Origin of the sequence: Kineococcus mangrovi (genome assembly GCF_041320705.1) — a bacterium.
GTDB classification, from domain to species: domain Bacteria; phylum Actinomycetota; class Actinomycetes; order Actinomycetales; family Kineococcaceae; genus Kineococcus; species Kineococcus mangrovi.
The window spans coordinates 90,346-104,740 of record NZ_JBGGTQ010000008.1; the positions used below are offsets into that span (position 1 = coordinate 90,346).

The following is a 14,395-nucleotide window of genomic DNA, read 5'->3' on the forward strand; positions in this document are numbered from 1 at the left end:
TCGATCGGCAGGTCTCCGCCGGACTTGAGCCCTGCGCGGGGTCCGGCGCGTGGACGGTGACAGCTCGTGCGGTCCCGGTCGGGCAGGCGTCGTCAACGGGGCGGGTGCAGGACGGTGCGGTCGCGTCCGCTGCTCTTGCCCCGGTACAGCGCGGCGTCGGCCTGCGCGAGGGCCTCGGTGGCGGTGGTGCCCCGGACCCACTGGACGACCCCGATGGTGGCGCTCTGCCCGGCCGGGACGCAGCCGCGGATGCGGTCGGCGATGGCCACGGCGTCGGCACCCGCGCAGCGGGGCAGGACGGCGACGAACTCCTCCCCTCCCCACCGGGCCAGGACGTCGACCTCGCGCAGGCAGCCCCGGGCGGCGGCGGCGAAGTCGCGCAGCAGTTCGTCCCCGGCCAGGTGGCCCCGGGTGTCGTTGTAGGTCTTGAAGTGGTCCAGGTCGACCAGCAGGAACGACAGCGGCTCGCCGTCGCGGGTGGCGCGGGCGATCTCCCGGGCCGCGTGCCGGTCCCAGCTGCGGCGGTTGGCCAACCCCGTCAACGGGTCGTGGTCGGCGGCCCGGGCCAGTCGCTGCAGCAGCGCGTCGCGTTCGATGGCGGCCGCGGCCTCCCCGGCCAGGGTGCTGAGCATGGCCCGCGTGGTCGCCGGGACGTCGTCGACGGGGCGGTTCCAGACCACCGCGAGGACCCCCACGGACTGACCGGCGGTCCTCCCGGCCCCGCGCTCGAGCCCGCCGAGGTGCTGGGTGCCGGCATCGCCGGGGTCGTGGTCGGCACCGACCCCGGCGCGCACGGTGATCGGCTGCCACGCACCCGAGACCGTGTCGCAGACCGCACGCAGGCTCTCGTCGCGCCGCGGGTCGGCGGCGACGTCGGCGACGAAGAGGAACTCCCCGGAGGTGAACGACGTCGCGGCCAGGCTCTGCGGGAGGCCGTCGGTGGTCGCGCCCGTCACCCCGGCGGTCCCGGTCAGGGGCACGGGCAGTGCTGCGGCGAGGTGCGTGCCGGCGGGCAGCCCGGACGTCGCGGTCGCTTCCAGCCGCCCGCCGCGGGGCTGGAGCAGGAAGGCGGCATCGGCGTCCATGAGCTCCCGGACGGCGTCGCAGATGGCCTGGCGGGGGTTCTCGGCGGTGGTGACCGAGTGCGCGGCGCGGGCCAGGGTCGCCGCCTGGTCGGCGTGGCGGGTGAGCTGGTCGTGAGCGTCCTGCAGGGCGCTCTCGCGGGCGCGCAGGACCGACACGTCGTGCAGCGCGGCGACGGCGCCGGTCAGGACGCCGTCGTCGTCGTGCAGCGGGCGGGCCGAGCAGACCACCGCCCGTCGGGTGCCGTCGGGGGCGACGATGACCATCTCGACCTGGTCGACGGGTCCCTCGTTCAGGGCCCGGTGCAGCGGCAGGTCACCGGTGGGCAAGGTGGTGGTGCCGTCGGCGCTGCGCAGGTCGTAGGCGCCGGCGTGCTCGTCCAGGGACAACCGGGGGTCGATGGGCCGGCCCAGCCACTGCGTCGCGGTGCTGTTCATCGTCATCAGGTGCCCGTCGACGTCGGAGACGACGATGCCGACGCCCGCGCTGTCGAAGACGGCCTCGAGGAGCCGGTGGCGGTGGTCCGCCTCGGCGATGAGCAGCTCGGCCAGGGCGCGCTGCTCGTCGGCTTCGGCGACGAGGCGGGCGCTGAGGTGGGCCTGGCGTCGTCGTTCGAACAGGGAGACCACGACGCGGGACAGGTCGCTCAACGCGCCGAGCTGGTCCGCGGTCAGGGTGCGGGGGGCGGTGTCGGCGACGCACAGGGTGCCCAACGGGTGGCCGTCGTCGGTGACCAGGGGGACCGAGGCGTAGGCGCGCATCGAGCCCAGCCGGCCGTCGACGTGGGCGTTGCCCGCCAGGCGCGGGTCCAGGCTGGCGTCGGGGGTGTGGACCAGCTCCCCGTCGAGGAAGTGGGTGGCGCAGGGGGACTCGGCGCGCGGGCTGGTGGAGGCGGGGAACCCGACGGTGCTCAACTGCACCTGGCGGGTGGCGTCGAACAGGTTCAACGCCGCCAGGGGCAGCCCCGTCACGACGACCGCCAGCCGGGTCAAGGCCGCGACGTCCTCGCGGATGTCGGCGGCGGACTCGCCGGGGTGGCGGTCCGCGGCGGGCGTCACCCCCTCGAGCGGTGCGGCCTGCCCGAGCAGGCGGTACCGGGCGAGCGCCTGCAGGCGCCGGTCCTCCGACGACTGCTCCGCGGGCTGGGCCACCGCTGGATCCACCACCTTCCTGGTTCCTGTCCGCCCGTCCATCGGCTGCGGTCACGGGAACCTTCGCGGCCACCCGCCTCCGGACCCGGCCGGCTCCGCCGCCGGGCGCGCGCCCGGGGCCGGTGCCGGTGAGCTCACGGGGTCGTCGAGGTCGACTCCGACCGTTCGCCCGTGGACCGCCCGGACGCGCCGCGGCGCCCGGCGAGGACCATGACCGTCACGCCGAGGACGGCGGCGGCGATGGAGCCGGTGAAGATGCCGACCTTGGCGGTGGCCACGAGGGCGGGGTCGGTGTAGGCCAGCTCGGCGATGAACAGGGAGACGGTGAACCCGATGCCGGCCACCGCGGACACCCCGGCCACGTGCAGGGGCCGCACCCCCTCGGGCAGCCGGCCCAGGCCGGTGCGCACGCACAACCAGACGGCCGCGCAGATCCCGACGATCTTTCCCACGACCAGGCCGAGGGCGATGGCCCAGGTCAGGGAACTGCCCATCGCCTCGCCGAACAACCCCCCGCGGAAGTCGACACCGGCGTTGGCCAGGGCGAACAGCGGGACGATGAGGAACGACGAGAAGGGGTGCAGCCGGTGTTCGAGGGTGTCCAGCACGTCGCGGCCACCGACGGAGCCGGTGGGGGTGAGCAGGCCGAGCGCGACCCCGGCGATGGTGGCGTGCACCCCGGACTCCAGGGTGCACACCCACGCCGCGAGCCCCACGAGCACGTAGGGCCAGATGGCGTGCACGCCCAGCCGGCGCAGCAGGACCACGACGGCCAGCGAGGCGACCGCCCCGGCCAGCCAGAGGGCCGAGACGGTGTCGGTGTAGAAGACGGCGATGACCCCGATGGCGATGATGTCGTCGACGATCGCGGCGGTCAGCAGCAGCAGCTTGGCCCCGACCGGGACCCGCTTGCCCAGCAGCGCCAGGACTCCCACGGCGAAGGCGATGTCGGTCGCCATCGGGATGCCCCACCCGGCGGAGGCCGGGCCCGACGTCAGCGCGAGGAAGATGGCTGCCGGCAGCAGGACCCCGCCGACGGCGGCGACGGCCGGCAGGGCCGCGGCGCGGGGGTCGCGCAGTTCCCCGGTGACGAGCTCACGCTTGATCTCCAGGCCCACGACGAAGAAGAAGACCGCCATGAGCCCGTCGTTGACCCAGTGCTGCAGGTCCTCGGTGATCGCCGCCGGACCCCAGCCCAGGGTGAGGTAGTGACCCCAGAAGGAGGTGTAGGCCCCGGAGGCCGGGCTGTTGGCCCACACGACCGCTGCCACCGCGGCCACGACGAGGACCACCCCGCCGGCCGCCTCGTCGTGCAGGAAGTGCCGCAAGCGGTCGGTGAACCCCGACGGGGTGGGCGTGGAGGTGGGGGGTGAGGACGACATGTCGTGTGCTCCCGGAGCGGTGGTGGACAGGGTTCACCTCAGCGAACGCCGACCAGACTTCCCGGCACACCGAGGTCGAGGTTATCGCCGTCCCGGTCGGTGCGCGAACACCGGGCCCGGGACGGCGGGGTCAGGTCCCCGCCTCCTCCGTGCGGGCCAGCAGCACGGCGGAGGAGATGAGACCGATGTGGCTGAACGCCTGCGGGAAGTTCCCGAGGAACTCCCCGGACGTCGGGTCGACCTCCTCGGCCAGCAACCCCACGTGGTTCACCCGGGCCACCAGGCTCTCGAACAGTTCACGCCCCTCCCGCAGCCGGCCGCTCTGCACGAGGTTGTCCACCCACCAGAACGAGCACAGCAGGAAGGCGCCCTCGTCGCCCTGCAGGCCGTCGGGGGAGTCGGCGTGCAGGTAGCGGAACAGGAGCCCGCCACCGGCGGACAGCTCGCGGGCCACGGCGTCCACCGTCGCGACCATCCGCGGGTCGGCGGCGTCGACCACGCGCCGCAGGGGCAGGGCGAGCAGGCTCGCGTCGAGCGTCCCCGGCTGGTCGAGGTGCTCGGTGAAGCAGCCGTCCTCCTCGCTCCAGGCGCGGTCCAGCAGCTCGGTGCGGACCTCGTCAGCCAGGGTCCGCCAGTGCTCGGCGCGCCCGGGCCGTCCCGTGACCTCGGCCAGCCGCGCGAGGCGGTCGAACGCGACCTGGCACATCGCCACCGAGTAGGTGAACGGCCGGCCCGTGTCGCGGATCTCCCAGATCCCCTGGTCGGGCGTCAGGTGGTGCCGCTCGGCGAGCCCACCCAGCCGTTCGAGGTGTTCCCACTGCCCGTCGTCGAGGGTCCCGCCGTGCCGGACGTACTGGTAGGCGCAGTCGAGGATCTCCCCGTAGACGTCGTGCTGCAGCTGCCCGCTCGCGCCGTTGCCCCAGCGGACGGGAGCCGAACCCCGGTACCCCTCGAAACCCTCGTCCTCCACCTCGGCCGCCGGGAACGTCCCGTCCAGCGTGTAGAGGACGTCCGGGCGCCCGTCCTCCCGGGTGCAGGCCTGCAGGACCCAGTCCAGGAACGCGTCGGACTCCTCGACCATCCCGATGCGCCGCAACGCGTACACCGTGTACGCGGCGTCGCGGACCCACGTGAAGCGGTAGTCCCAGTTCCGTTCCCCGCCGATCGCCTCCGGCAGCGACGACGTCGGGGCGGCGACGACGGCACCGCTGGTGTGGTGGTCGCACAGCTTGAGCGTGATCGCGCTGCGCAGCACCAGGTCGGCGTACCGGCCCCGGTAGCTCACCCCCGCGCTCCACCGCCGCCACGCCTCGTCCGTGCGGGCCAGGGCGTCGGCGAGGGCGTCGGCTCCCAGGTCGAGCGGTTCCCCCCGCCACGACAGCGTCAACGCCCAGCGCTCCCCGACGCCGAGGTCGTGCTCGGCCCCGGTGTCGCGGGAGGACGACAGGTGCAGGCGGCGCTCGCCGCCGCCGGGCAGCGGGACGACCGCCCCCTCGACCGGCGCACCGTCTCGCCCGCGCAGGAGGCTGCGGACCGACACCGTCCCGCTGGTCACCTCCAGGAGCCGGCCGAAGGCGTGCGTCGCGACCGAGCGGCGGGGTTCCAGCGCCCCGTCCAGGAGCAGGGCGTCGGTGACGCGCAGCGTCCCGGTGCCCGTCGTCAGCTCGGTGACGAGCACCGCCGAGGACGGCAGGTAGTGCTGGTGGCTGCTGCGCAGGTCCTGCACCGGCAGGTCCCACCGGCCACCGCGGTCGGCGTCGAGCAGCGAGGCGAACACGGCGGGGGAGTCGAAGCGCGGCAGGCACGCCCAGGCCACGCGCGCGTCCAAACCCACGAGGGCGGCGGTCTCCCCGTCCCCGACCAGGGCGTGGTCGGCGATGGGCGGGTAGCGGTCGGCGAGGTCCCGGCGGACGTCGTCGGTCTGCACGGGGCGGTTCATCGTCGTCACGGGCGTCTCCCGGCTCGTGGCTGGCGGTGGGGGACACGTTAGGGCGGACCGCGGTGCGCCGCCCGCCGACGGTCGCGGGACGACCGGCCCGCGAACCACCCGTCCGGGCGCTCCGCACCGCCCCCGACGGTGCCGATGCCCACGTCGACCGCGCCGACCGTGAGGAAACCGTGCACCCGTCCACCGACACCGCTGCGGCCTCCCCCCGAGCGGGGGACGGCCCCGTGCGGGGCTGCGACCTGCCGCACCCGGTCACCGGCGTCCCCGACGCCTCCGCCGTGCTGGCCCGGCACTGCGTGAACGTCACCGGCGACCCCGACGGACCGGTGCTGCTGCTGGTGCACGGCTTCGGGGCCGGGCAGCAGGCGTGGCAGCGACTGCTGCCGCACTTCACCGACCACCGGGTCGTCCTGTTCGACGGCGCGGGGTCCGGTGCGACGCGGCTGGCGGACTTCGACCCGGTGCGCCACGGCACGCTGACCGGGTACGCCCAGGACCTCCTGGAGGTCTGCGCCGCGCTCGACCTGCGCGAGGTCCACGTGGTGGCCCACTCCGTCAGCGCAGTCGTCGCCCTGCTGGCCGCCGCGGCCCAGCCCGACCGGTTCTCGACGCTGTCCCTGGTGGCTCCCTCCCCCCGTTACGTGGACGACCCCGAGACCGGGTGGACGGGTGGTTTCTCCCTGCAGGACGTCGTGGAACTGCTCGAGTCCCTGGACAGCAACTACTACGCCTGGTCCGCGGCCGTGGCGCCGGTCGTCATGGGGACGCCGGAGGCTCCGGAGCTGGGCCGGGAGCTGACGAACAGCTTCCTGGGCACCCACCCCGACGCGGCCGCCACCTTCGCGCGGGCGATCTTCCTCAGCGACGCACGCTCGGTGCTGCCCCGGGTGGACGTCCCCACGGTCGTCCTGCAGTGCCGGCACGACGCGCTGGCGCCGCAGGAGGTGGGCGCCGCCGTGGCGGCCACCTTGCCGCACGGGCACCTCGTCCCCCTGCGGGCCACGGGGCACTGCCCGCACATCAGCGCCCCCGAGGAGGTGGCCGCGGCCGTGCGCGCCCACCTGCTCCGTCACGCGGGCGGTGCGGTGTGCCGGACCTGACACCGCCGGCGGCCGTCCCGGACGAGTGGTGGCAGGCGTCCCCGTGCGCCCACCTCGTCCTCGACGGGGACGCCGGGCTCGTGCTGGACGCCAACGGGACGTTCGCGGTCTGGACCGGTCTGAGCCGCGACCAGGTCGTGGGGACGCCCTTCGCGCGGTTGCTGCCGGTGGGGGACCGCATCGTGTGGACCACCCACGGACTGCCGAAGCTCGCGACGTCCGGTGCCGTGCAGGAGGTCTCGGTCGAGGTGCTGGGAGCCGGGGGGACGCGGCACGCGGCCTTCCTCAGCGCCGTCACCCTGCCCGACCCCACCGGCGGGGACGGCGGGGGCGGGTCGGGCGACCGCGTCCTCGTCGCCCTCTACGGGGCCCGGGAACGCCGGCGCTACGAGCAGGAGCTGCTGGCCTCGACCCGGGCCGCCGAGGCCTCCGAGGCGCGGCGGGCTCGTGCGGAGGCGCACCTGCAGCACCTGGCCCACCACGACCCGGTCACCGGGGCGCTGAACCGCGCCGGGCTGCACGCCGCCCTCACCGGCGCCCTGAGCACCGCCCCGGCCGAGGGGGTGGGCCTGGCCGTGTTCTTCCTGGACCTCGACGGCTTCAAGGCGGTCAACGACAGCGTGGGGCACGCCGGGGGGGACGAACTGCTGCGCATCCTCGCCGGGCGCCTGCGGGCCGCGTTGCGGCCCGAGGCCGTCCTGGCCCGGTTCGCCGGGGACGAGTTCGTCGTCCTGGAGTTCCTGGCCGGTGAGGCCGAGGCGGTCGCCCTGTGCCGTCGGCTCCTGGCGGCGCTGGCCGTCCCCGTCGTCGTGAGCGGGATCGAGGTCGTCCCCTCGGCCAGCGCCGGGATCGCCCTGGCGCAGGGGCTGGAGGACCTGACGGCCCCGTGCCGCGTGGACGAGGCGGTGGACGAGGCGGTGGACGCGGCGGCGGTCGGCGGTGCGCGGGCGTGCGGGGAGGCGGCCGACGCGTTGCTCCGCCGGGCCGACACCGCGATGTACCAGGTCAAGAGCAGCGGACGCGGCGGGCTGGCGGTGCACGACCTCCGGGGCGCCGACGGCGCCGCCGACCGGTTGCGGCTGCTGCAGGAACTGCGCACGGCGCTCGCCGAGGACCAGTTCCGCCTGCACTTCCAGCCCCGGGTCCGGTTGTCCGACGGGTCGACCACGGGGGTGGAGGCGCTGGTCCGCTGGCAGCACCCCGAACGCGGTCTCCTCAGACCCGAGGCGTTCATCGAGGTCGCGGAGGCGTCCGGCCTCATTCGCGAGATCGGCGCGTGGGTGCTGGACGGGGCGGTGGCGCAGGCGGCGGTCTGGAACGCGGCGGGTGCCGGTGCGCAGGTCAGCGTGAACATCTCGACGCGGCAGCTGAACGACCCCGACCTCGTGCTGCTGGTGACCAGCGCGCTGGCCCGGCACGGGGTTCCCGCGGCCCAGGTGGTGCTGGAGATCACCGAGACCGCGTTGATGGTGGACCCGGACGCCGCGCTGGTCACCCTGCGGGCCCTGGCGGAGCTGGGGATGCAGGTCGCCGTGGACGACTTCGGCACGGGGTACGCGAGCCTGACGTACCTGCAGCGGTTCCCCGTGCACGAGCTGAAGATCGACCGGTCCTTCGTCGCACGCGTCGTGGACAGCGCGTCGGACCGGGCCATCGTCGGCGCCTGCGTCCACCTGGCGCGTTCGCTCGGACTGGTCAGCGTGGCGGAGGGGGTGGAGACCCGGGAGCAGCGCGACGCGCTGGTGTCCCTCGGCTGCGACCTGGCGCAGGGGTACCTGTTCAGCCCGCCCCGGCCGCCCGGACCCCACCCCTGACCCGCGGTGCGGTAGAACGGCGGGGACCGATCGGGCGACCTGGGGGACGGGCGTGGGGAAACTGGTGCGCGACCACATCCCGGACGTGATCCGGGCGAACGGGGAGGAACCCGAGGTCCGGGTCCTGACCGAGGACGAGTTCGCCGGTGCGCTGCTCGACGAGGTGGTCGAGGAGGCGCTGGAACTGCGCGCCGCGACGAGCGTGGACGACCGGCTGACCGAGGCGGCCGACGTCTACGAGGTGCTGCTGGCCGTCGCCCGCCTGTGCGGCACCACGATCGAGGAGGTCACCCGCCGGGCGGACGCCAAGCGCGCGGCGCGCGGGGGGTTCGAGGACCGCGTCTGGCTCGACTGACGGGTCCCGCGCGGCGCCCGGGGCCCCGGGGGCTCTGAGATGATGGGGGCCTCATGCAGTGCTCGTACTTCGACGCCCACGCCTGCCGCTCCTGCACCCTGATCGAGCTGCCCTACGCCGACCAGGTGCGCGGCAAGGAGGAGCGCTGCGCCGAGCTGCTGGGCGAACACCCGGGCCTGCAGTGGCTGCCCACGGTGCGCAGCCGCGAGGACGGGTACCGCAACAAGGCCAAGATGGTCGTCGGCGGGACGGTGGAGCGGCCGACCCTGGGCATCCTGGACGCGGGCGGCCGGGGCGTCGACCTGCGGGAGTGCCCCGTCGTGGCCGACGGGATCCGCGCCGTGCTGCCCCAGGTCGCGCGCTTCGTGACGCGCGCCGGGCTCACCCCGTACGACGTGCCCCGCCGCCGCGGCGAGCTCAAGCACGTGCTCGTCACGCAGTCGCCGACGGGTGAGCTCATGGTGCGGTTCGTCCTGCGCTCCGACCGCGCCCTGGCGCGGCTGCGCGAGCACCTGCCGCGCCTGCTCCGGGAGGCGCCGGGCGTCGCGGTCGTCACGGCGAACCTCCTGCCCGAGCACAAGGCGGTGCTGGAGGGCGACGTGGAGGTCGCGCTCACCGGGCGGACGACGCTGCCCATGCCGCTGGGGGCCGTCGAACTGGACCTGCGCCCGCGCAGCTTCTTCCAGACCAACACGGACGTCGCGACGGCCCTCTACGGGCAGGTCCGGCAGTGGGTCGACGAGGTGGCCCCCTCCTCGGTCTGGGACCTGTACTGCGGTGTCGGTGGCTTCGCGCTGCACTGCGCGGCGCCCGGCCGCCGCGTCGTGGGCATCGAGGTGAGCGAGGAGGCCGTCGAGAGCGCGCGCCTGGCCGCGCGGGACCTGCCGGACGTCGAGTTCACCGCCGGTGACGCGACGTCCTTCGCCCTCGCGGCCACGGACGTCCCCGACCTCGTCGTGGTCAACCCGCCCCGCCGGGGCACCGGCCCCGAGCTGGCGGGCTGGCTCGAACGCTCCGGCGTCCGCCACGTCGTCTACTCCAGCTGCAACCCCGAGACGCTCGCCGCGGACCTGCGGGAGATGCCCTCGTTGCGGCCCGTGCGGGCGAGGGTCATGGACATGTTCCCGCACACCGCGCACGTCGAGGTCGCCGTCCTGCTCTCGCGCCGACCGGCGGCCTGAACACCGCGCGCCGGTCCTGCGGGAACTCCCCCCCCCGTGGAACGGTGGGTGGGGTTCTGCTCACCGCGCGGCGGTTTCCATCGTTGCAGAGGTGCTGGAGTTCTAGACAACGGGGTTCGGTGGCCCCTGTTCGACCGCTCAGGCGCAGGAGCCGTCGAGCCAGCTCTGCAGGACCCGGCACAGCGGACGGAGTTCCTCGTCCAGCTCGGAGAGCTGCGCGCGTCCGGGGTTCTCGATCTGCAGCCAGCGGCGCAGCATCGCCACGTACCCGCCGTGGACGGCGCCGGCGATGCTCTGGGGCGCCACGCCCCGTGCCTCGAACCCGTGCCGCCGGGCCACGAACGAGGCGACTCGGTCGCGCCACGCGGCCCACTGCTCGGACTCGCCCGAGCGCAACTCGGTGGACTCCTCCAGGACCCTGACGCGTTGCATCCAGAGCCCCTCCTCGTCGATGACCCGTTCCACCGCAGTGACGATGCTCGACCGGACGAGGTCCATCGTCGCGTCCGGGGAGGTCGCGACGGCGTCGAGCGCCTCCGCGAAACCCGCCGTGAACTCGTCGAAGCGCCACCAGATGATGGATCCCTTGGACGGGAAGTAGCGGAAGAAGCTCGTCTTGCTGACCCCGGCCGCCGCGGTGATCTCCGCCAGCGTCGTCTCCTCGAACCCCCGCCGCAGGAAGAGTTCGATGGCGACGGTCTCGATCTCCTCGCGGGAGGAGGCGGGCGGGCGTCCACGGCGCGGGGCGGCGGTTGCTTCCACCGACTGCTCAGTCACGGGTGACAGCGTGCCACAGCCCCGACTCCCGGGAGGGGGTTGTCGTGCCCGTCGTCACCCGGACGAAGGGGTCGGCGAGAGCGTGCAGGTCGACGCACGCGAGCAACGGGCCGGTGGCCGAACTCGTCCGCACGAGCGGGGCGCGTTCCTCGGCCGCGGCCTCGTCCAGGTCCTCCCGCCAGACGGGCCGCTCGATGTCGGACAGTCCCTCGACGACCAGCCCGACCCGCCGCGGGGGACCGTCCGGGTCCCCGGCCGGGGGCCGGACCAGCAGGACGACGCCCGCGGTGGGGTCGGCGAGCCGGCCGCGCCCCAGGAGCTCGGCCAGGTCGACGAGCGGCACGACGTCGTGGGCGGTGACGAGGGCGCCGAGGTCGGAGCGCCCGCCGATCCACGGCACGGGGTCGGCCGGGAACGGCACCACCCCGTCGACCTGGTGCAGGGGAGCGGTGACGGTCCCGCGGGCCCGGAACAGGACGACGGGCTCCAGGAGCGGGTCCCCGGTGCCGGCCCGGTCGGTGGGCGCCGTGGCCGACCCCGAACCGGTGTTGAGCGACGTGAGGGCGCTGACCTCGGGGTCGGCGAGCAGCGCGGGGACGTCCAGGACGAACGCCGGCCCCTGCGGCAACCGGGCGACCCCCCGCACGACGGTGGCCGCCAGCCCGTGCGAGACCGGGGCGAGCGAGTGCGCCGACGGCGCCACGCGCACGATGTCGAGCGCCTCGGCGAAGACGAGGGCGAGCAGACCCCGGTCGGAACGGACGAGCAGGGCCTGCCAGGCGGCGGTGCGGTCCGCGGGCGGCAACCCCAGCAGGGCCAGCGGGTCGAGCACCGGCAGGCGGACGTCGCCGTGGTCGGTGACGCCCAGGCAGGACGCCGAGGACAGCTGCGACGGCCGGGGGGTCAGCGAGGGCAGGGTGGTCTGGACGTCGGCGACGTCGAGCGCCAGCAGGACGTCCGCGGTGCCGTCGGCCGAGGTGCAGCGCACGACGAGGTGGGCCGGGTCGAGCTCACCGCCACCGGTCCCCGCCGGCGGCGCCCCACCCCCGTCCCGGCTCGTCGTCATGGCCAGGACGCCGGGGACGCCGAAGACGGCCGCCGGGTCCAGCAGGCTGCCCACCTCGCCCGTGCCCGGTCGCACGAACGCGGCCGTGAACAGGCGCTGGTCCCCGGCGGCGAGGGGCTGCAGCGCGGCGGTGTCCAGGGTGACGACGTCGTGCACGCTGTCGACGAGCAGCCCGAGGGCGCGGCCGTCGTGGACGAGGACGACGACCCCCATCGCCGCCTGCGTCGCCGGACCCGTGCCCGTCGTGCCGCTGAGCGCGGCGAGGTCGAGGACCGGCAGCACCGACTCCCGCAGGAGCACCGCCCCCACGAGCCCCGGCGCGGCCGTCGGGAGGGCGTCGAAGCGTTCGGGCAGGGGGACGACCTCGCGCAGCACGTCGACGGGCAGGGCGACCAGGGCGCCCTGCACGCGCAGCAGCCCGACCTTCACGACTCGGCGCCGGTCCTGGCCGCCAGGTCGGCGATGAGGGCGCGCACGACGGCGGAGGTGTCCTGCTGCAGCTGGGTGGCACCGGCGATCGTCGAGATCGACTCCGACGTCTGCGCGACGCTGCTCACGATGTTCTCGAACGCCTCCTGGGCGGCGCGGGAGACCTCGGCGCCCTCGGCGACGCGGGTCTCGGACTCGGCGATGAGCTCGGCGATCTGCCCGGCCGCGGTGGACGAGCGTTCCGCCAGCTTGCGGACCTCCCCGGCCACGACGGAGAACCCCACCCCGTGCTCACCGGCCCGCGCGGCCTCGATCGAGGCGTTGAAGGCCAGCAGGTTCGTCTGCGCCGCGATCTCGGTGATGACGCGGACGATCTCGGCGATCGACCCGGACGAGCGCCGGATGAGCTCGATCGCCGCCATCGAGCTCTTCAGCGCCTCGAACCCCGTCTGGGCGTCGCCGTGGGTCCGGGCGGCGAGGTCGCTGGCCTGCACGGCGTTGGTGGCGATGGAGTCGATGGAGTGCGACAGCTCGGCGACGGTCTCGGTCATCTCCCCGCTCTTGGCGGTGATGAGCTGTTCGAGCTGGGCCTGCGCCGTGACGTCGTCGGCGTACTTGATGACCTTGAACGGCCGGCCGCGCAGGTCGAACACGGGGTTGTACGTGGCCTGGATCCACACGTCCCGGTCGAACTTGCCGACCCGGTGGAACCGGCCCGCGATGAAGTCGCCCTTGCGCAACCGCAGCCAGAAGTCGCGGTACTCCGGCGAGACCCGGTACTCGGGCGAGCAGAACAGGCTGTGGTGCTGACCCTGCAGCTCCTTGAGCGAGTAGCCCATCGTCCGCAGGAAGTTCTCGTTGGCCGTGAGCACGTTGCCCTCGAGGTCGAACTCGATGACGGCCTGGGCACGGTCGACCGCCTGGACGCGACTGGCGAACTCCGCGTTCTCCACGGTGTTCTGCGTGACGTCCACGGCGTACTTGACGACCTTCAACGGTCGGCCCTCTGGGTCGAGGATCGGGTTGTACGTCGCCTGGATGAAGACGTCCGCCCCGGACTTGGTGATCCGGCGGTAGGTGCCCTCGTCGTAGTGCCCGCGCGCGAGCTTCTCCCAGAACCTCTGGTACTCCACCGACGCCGCGTCCTCGGGGTCGACGAACATCCGGTGGTGCTGGCCCACGACCTCGGCCTCGGAGTAGCCCAGCAGGGTGAGGAAGTTCTCGTTCACCGCGGTCACGGTGCCGTCGAGGGCGAACTCGATGACCGCCTGGGACCGGTCGATCGCCGCCACCCGCCCCTCCAGCTCCACGGCGCGCCGGGCGGCGCCGGTGACGTCGTAGGCGTACTTGATGACCTTGACGACCTTGCCGTCGGCGCCGAAGACGGGGTTGTAGGTGGCGCGGATGCGGATCTCCTGACCGCTGGCGCCGTAGCGGGTGAACTCCCCCGCCTCGGTGCTGCCGGCGCGCAGGCGGCGCCAGAACGCCGTGTAGTCCGGGCTCGCGGCGTAGGCCGGGTCGCAGAACGCGCGGTGGTGCTGCCCGACGATGTCGTCGGCCTCGTAGCCGAGGAGGTCCAGGGCGGTGTCGTTGGCCCGGAGCACGACGCCCTCGGGGGACAGCTCCACGACGACCTGGGAGCGTTCGACGGCGCGCGCCTTGCTGCGCAGGTCCCACAGCTCGGCGCGGGCGGTGCTCACGTCCGCCAGCAGCACGAGGGTCGCCCCGGTCCCGTCGATGCGCCGGGAGGTGCAGCGCGCCCAGCGCTCGCCCGCTGCGCCGTTGACGAGGGCCTCCAGGGCCTGGCTGCGGTCGCCGAGCAGTTCGGCCACGTCGCCGCCGGGCGGGGTGGTGAACAGGTCGGTCAGGCTCCGGCCCGTGAGCTCCTCGAAGGAGGAACCGAGCAGTTCGGTGGCCCGCGGGCACGCGTGCAGGACGGCGCCGCTGGTGGCGTCCACGACGAGGAAGGCCTCGCGCTCGGCCAGGAGCGCCGTGAGCGTCTGCTGCAGGGGGGCCGCCGACAGGTCGACGGGACGGACGGCGGTGGGGCGGGCGGTCACCCCCGCAGGATCGGCGCCTCGGGCGGTCGGCTTGAGCCCGGTGCGATGG

The 14,395-nt window shown here is 74.4% G+C and carries 10 protein-coding genes; 4 read left to right on the plus strand and 6 right to left on the minus strand.

Going from position 1 to position 14,395, the window contains the following annotated elements:
* Positions 1-92: 92 nt before the first annotated feature.
* From AB2L28_RS16520 to AB2L28_RS16530, 3 genes are all read right to left on the minus strand, one after another.
* On the minus strand, positions 93-2,234 hold the full coding sequence (locus tag AB2L28_RS16520; RefSeq protein ID WP_370720081.1) for a diguanylate cyclase domain-containing protein: 2,142 nt from the start codon (positions 2,232-2,234) through the stop codon (positions 93-95).
* A gap of 134 nt (positions 2,235-2,368) precedes the next feature.
* Positions 2,369-3,616, minus strand: coding sequence for a Na+/H+ antiporter NhaA (nhaA, locus tag AB2L28_RS16525; RefSeq protein ID WP_370720082.1), 1,248 nt, complete (start codon positions 3,614-3,616; stop codon positions 2,369-2,371).
* Between the two features lie 130 nt (positions 3,617-3,746).
* Positions 3,747-5,564: a glycoside hydrolase family 15 protein gene (locus AB2L28_RS16530; protein WP_370720083.1), complete on the minus strand. Its 1,818-nt coding sequence runs from the start codon at positions 5,562-5,564 to the stop codon at positions 3,747-3,749.
* A gap of 239 nt (positions 5,565-5,803) precedes the next feature.
* Here AB2L28_RS16530 and AB2L28_RS16535 point away from each other — a divergent pair, with 239 nt between their 5' ends.
* The 4 genes from AB2L28_RS16535 (at position 5,804) to rlmC (ending at position 10,014) form a co-directional block, all read left to right on the plus strand.
* Entirely contained in the window at positions 5,804-6,664 is an 861-nt protein-coding gene (locus tag AB2L28_RS16535; RefSeq protein WP_370720200.1) for an alpha/beta fold hydrolase, read from the plus strand.
* A complete protein-coding gene (locus tag AB2L28_RS16540; protein WP_370720084.1) occupies positions 6,652-8,478 on the plus strand; it encodes a sensor domain-containing protein in 1,827 nt (608 codons plus the stop codon). The genes AB2L28_RS16535 and AB2L28_RS16540 overlap by 13 nt, the downstream gene beginning before the upstream one ends.
* 64 nt (positions 8,479-8,542) lie before the next feature.
* The gene (locus tag AB2L28_RS16545; protein ID WP_370720085.1) at positions 8,543-8,833 is read left to right on the plus strand and encodes a nucleoside triphosphate pyrophosphohydrolase; all 291 of its coding nucleotides are present in this window, start codon (positions 8,543-8,545) and stop codon (positions 8,831-8,833) included.
* 53 nt (positions 8,834-8,886) lie between these two features.
* Positions 8,887-10,014 carry a 23S rRNA (uracil(747)-C(5))-methyltransferase RlmC gene (gene rlmC, locus AB2L28_RS16550; protein ID WP_370720086.1) on the plus strand — a complete coding sequence of 376 codons (1,128 nt, stop codon included), beginning with the start codon at positions 8,887-8,889 and terminating at the stop codon, positions 10,012-10,014.
* A 138-nt stretch (positions 10,015-10,152) separates the two neighbouring features.
* Here rlmC and AB2L28_RS16555 read toward each other — a convergent pair whose 3' ends face one another.
* The 3 genes from AB2L28_RS16555 to AB2L28_RS16565 are packed head-to-tail and all read right to left on the minus strand — an operon-like array spanning position 10,153 to position 14,346.
* On the minus strand, positions 10,153-10,791 hold the full coding sequence (locus tag AB2L28_RS16555; protein WP_370720087.1) for an acyl-CoA-like ligand-binding transcription factor: 639 nt from the start codon (positions 10,789-10,791) through the stop codon (positions 10,153-10,155).
* A complete protein-coding gene (locus AB2L28_RS16560; RefSeq protein ID WP_370720088.1) occupies positions 10,784-12,286 on the minus strand; it encodes a chemotaxis protein CheW in 1,503 nt (500 codons plus the stop codon). The genes AB2L28_RS16555 and AB2L28_RS16560 overlap by 8 nt, the downstream gene beginning before the upstream one ends.
* Entirely contained in the window at positions 12,283-14,346 is a 2,064-nt protein-coding gene (locus AB2L28_RS16565; RefSeq protein WP_370720089.1) for a PAS domain S-box protein, read from the minus strand. The genes AB2L28_RS16560 and AB2L28_RS16565 overlap by 4 nt, the downstream gene beginning before the upstream one ends.
* Positions 14,347-14,395: the final 49 nt, after the last annotated feature.

What these genes read in the sequence shown, in the direction of transcription:
- nhaA (WP_370720082.1), bottom strand. Translation starts at nt 3,616, where the DNA reads ATGTCGTCCTCACCCCCCACCTCCACGCCCACCCCGTCGGGGTTCACC.
- rlmC (WP_370720086.1), top strand. Translation starts at nt 8,887, where the DNA reads ATGCAGTGCTCGTACTTCGACGCCCACGCCTGCCGCTCCTGCACCCTG.